At 72.5% G+C, this 2927-nt stretch carries 3 protein-coding genes; 2 read left to right on the top strand and 1 reads right to left on the bottom strand.

Translation table 11 applies throughout. The features are described from left to right. The coding region (locus tag E1286_RS46875; RefSeq protein WP_246075766.1) for a sensor histidine kinase at positions 1–1008 on the bottom strand (1008 nt) is incomplete at its 3' end. Between the two features lie 391 nt (positions 1009–1399). Here E1286_RS46875 and E1286_RS46870 point away from each other — a divergent pair. Further along, positions 1400–2017: a DedA family protein gene (locus E1286_RS46870; protein WP_132623830.1), complete on the top strand. Its 618-nt coding sequence runs from the start codon at positions 1400–1402 to the stop codon at positions 2015–2017. 36 nt (positions 2018–2053) lie between these two features. Next, entirely contained in the window at positions 2054–2896 is an 843-nt protein-coding gene (locus E1286_RS46865; RefSeq protein ID WP_165970253.1) for a DMT family transporter, read from the top strand. Positions 2897–2927: the final 31 nt, after the last annotated feature.

Raw genomic sequence — 2927 nt, 5'->3', positions numbered from 1 at the left:
GGTCCGGGGCGGGCCGTTGCGGACGCGGATTCTGTCCGGTGAGACCGAGATCTCGACGGCGGCGCCCGGCGCGTGTTTGGCCGCGTTCGTGAGCGCCTCCTGGACGACGGGTTTGGCCAGGTCGGGCACCGGGCCCGGGGACAGGTCGAGGGTGATCGACATGCCGGAGTCGCGGGCACGGCGTACGAGTTCGGCGACGTCCTCGCCGACCGGCGACAGCGGCGCCGCGTCCGACTCCTCGCGCAGCAGCCCGATGATCTCGCGCAGCCGTTCGGTGGCGTCGGCCGCCGCCTCGCGCAGCTCCCCCGCCGCCTTGACCTGCTCGGGAGCCAGGCCAGGGGCCAGTTCCAGCCCCGCCGCCCGGACCGCGATCAGCGCGAGGTCGTGGCCGAGCGAGTCGTGCATGTCGCGCGCGATCCTGGCCCGCTCCCGCATCCTGGCCTGCGCCTCGACCGACAACCGGGTCTGCCGCCGCTGCTGCAGCAGCAGCCTGCGCAGCAGCCCCAGCAGGTACGGCACCAGGTAGGTGCCGACGATCGCCGTGGCCATGGACACCCACAGGGCGAGGTCGCGGCCCTGCGCCAGCACCGCACCCACGCCGACCAGCGAGATCATCCCGAACGCCGCCAGCGCCGGCCACGCCCGGGCCAGCCGCCGCCCGGTGAGGTACGCGTACCACATGATGTACGGCGACGTCGCGAGCAGCGGGAGGATCTTGACATTGCGCCGGGGCAGCAGCCAGCTCAGGTCGACGGTCGCGAACCCCTCGCTGAACTGCCACGGCCCGAGCGGCAGCAGCAGCACCAGCGCCGCCAGCGGGAAGGGCCGCCCGACGAGCACCGCCACCGCGGCGAGCCCCATCCGCGGCACGGTCACCATGGCGAACCCGGCGGGGTCCCTGAACGGGTCGGGCCCCATGGCGGCGATGAAGACGCCGAGTGCCACCCACAACAGCAGGTCGTAGACCACGTGGCGGCTCTCCCGGCGAAGACGGCGAAGAGCGTGCACGCCCTGACGTTATCCGCCGCGCCCGCCCGGCCGGTCCCCCCGGAGGTCAGGGAGCACCCCTGACGAAAGTCGGGGTGGGGCGGGAGCCACCGTCGCGGTAGGGCTGGCCCCACCTCGAAAACGCCCATCTCCACTGCTGTGTCCGACGGTGCGGATGGGTTGGATCGAAGGTGTCATCCGGAGGTCGCGGCACCGCCCCTGACGAAAGTAGGGGGTGTTGCGTGCCGATCGTCCGATGTGCCGTGACCTGCGGGGTTTCTAGCGTCATGGGGTACCGGCCCTGACCCGCGTCAGGGGAAGGGCCGCGTTCGACCGGGGGCATCCCCGATGCCCCCGGACCTCCCGCACCGAGACGCTGTGTGGGTGCCCAAATGGATCGGAGTACACCTTTATGTCACACGCCATCCTCGACTTCGTCGAGCAGGCGATGTCGTCGCCGTGGCTGTACCTGGCGCTGTTCGCGCTGGCGCTGCTCGACGGGTTCTTCCCCGTCGTGCCGGCGGAGACGTCGGTGATCACCGCAGGTGTGTTCGCGGCGACCGGCGAGCCGAACCTCGCCCTGGTCATCCTGGTGGCGTCGCTGGGCGCGTTCACCGGGGACCACATCTCCTACCTGATCGGCAGCCGGGCCGGGGGCAGGCTCGGCGAGAGGAGGGCGTTCGTCTGGGCACGCGACGCCCTCGCCGTACGCGGAGGGCTCGTGCTGGTCGTGGCCCGCTACATCCCGGGCGGGCGCACCGCGACCACCCTGACCATGGGCGCCGTACGGCATCCGCTGCGCTCGTTCACCTTCTTCGACGCCGTCGCGGCCGTCTCGTGGGGCGTGTACTCGGGGCTGATCGGCTTCTTCGGCGGGATGGCGTTCGAGAACGACCCGATCAAGGGCCTGCTGCTGGGCTTCGGCATCGCGGTGTCCGTCACCGTCGTGGTCGAGGTCGTGCGGTGGATCAGGAAGCGGCGCGCCATCAACGCTTCCCCGGCCAGCCTTCCTGCGGACACGTCCGTTTGACCCTGCCTGGCGACCATCCGTCTGAAGGGAGTGCGCATGACTGTGCTGGCCGCGGTGATCGCCTTGGTCGGTTCGTTGTTCTTCGCGCTCGGGGCCGCGCTGCAGCAGTTCGAGGCGTCCGGCACCGCCCGGCCCGGGCTGCTGGCGCTGCTGCGCAGGCCGCGCTGGCTGCTCGGCGGCGCCTCCATTCTGGCGGGTGGCGGTCTGCACATCGTGGCGCTCGGGCTGGGCCCGCTGACCATCGTGCAGCCGATGGGCGTGGCCAGTCTGCTGTTCGCGCTGCCGATCGCCGCCACGCTGCACGGCCGCAGGCCGGCGCGGGCGGAGCTGGCGGCGGCCGGGGTCGTGGCGGCGGGGCTGATCGGCCTGGTGCTGCTCGTCCCGGAGCACGACGGTCCCACGCATCTCGATCCGGCCGGTGTGGTCACGCTGCTGGGCGTGTCCGGTGCCGCGGCGGCGCTGCTGTGGGCCGGCTCCCTCGCCGCCTCGGCCGCGGGCCGGGCCACGCTGCTGGCCACCAGCTCAGGCGTCCTGTACGGCGCCACCGCGACGCTCATGCGGGTGCTGGTGGACGGCGCCTGGAACTGGTGGTACCTGCTGGCGCTGCCGGTCCCCGCGCTGCTGGCGCTGGTGATGCTCCAGCGCGCCTACGCCGTCGGACACTTCGGCGTCTCGTTCGCCGCGCTGCAGATCGCCGACCCACTGACCGCGGTGGCGTTCGGGGCGCTGCTGCTGGGCGAGCCACTGCCGACCGGCGTCCTGCCGGTCGTGGCGGCCGCGCTGACCGCCGCGGGCACCGTGGCGCTGGCCAGGTCCAGCCCGCTGGAAACCCGCCCTGACCCCATCCGCCCCGATCTGACCCCATCCGACCGCTTCTGACCGTGTCAATGGCTCGTCCCCAAGCCACAGT

This window comes from Nonomuraea terrae (assembly GCF_004348995.1).
In the GTDB taxonomy this organism is placed as follows: Bacteria; Actinomycetota; Actinomycetes; order Streptosporangiales; family Streptosporangiaceae; genus Nonomuraea; species Nonomuraea terrae.
The sequence above is the reverse complement of the archived record's forward strand: the minus strand, read 5'-3'. Positions and strand labels throughout refer to the sequence as shown.

Excerpts from the sequence above, each read along its gene's own strand:
- E1286_RS46870 (WP_132623830.1), top strand. The coding sequence starts at position 1,400 with ATGTCACACGCCATCCTCGACTTCGTCGAGCAGGCGATGTCGTCGCCG.
- E1286_RS46865 (WP_165970253.1), top strand. The coding sequence starts at position 2,054 with ATGACTGTGCTGGCCGCGGTGATCGCCTTGGTCGGTTCGTTGTTCTTC.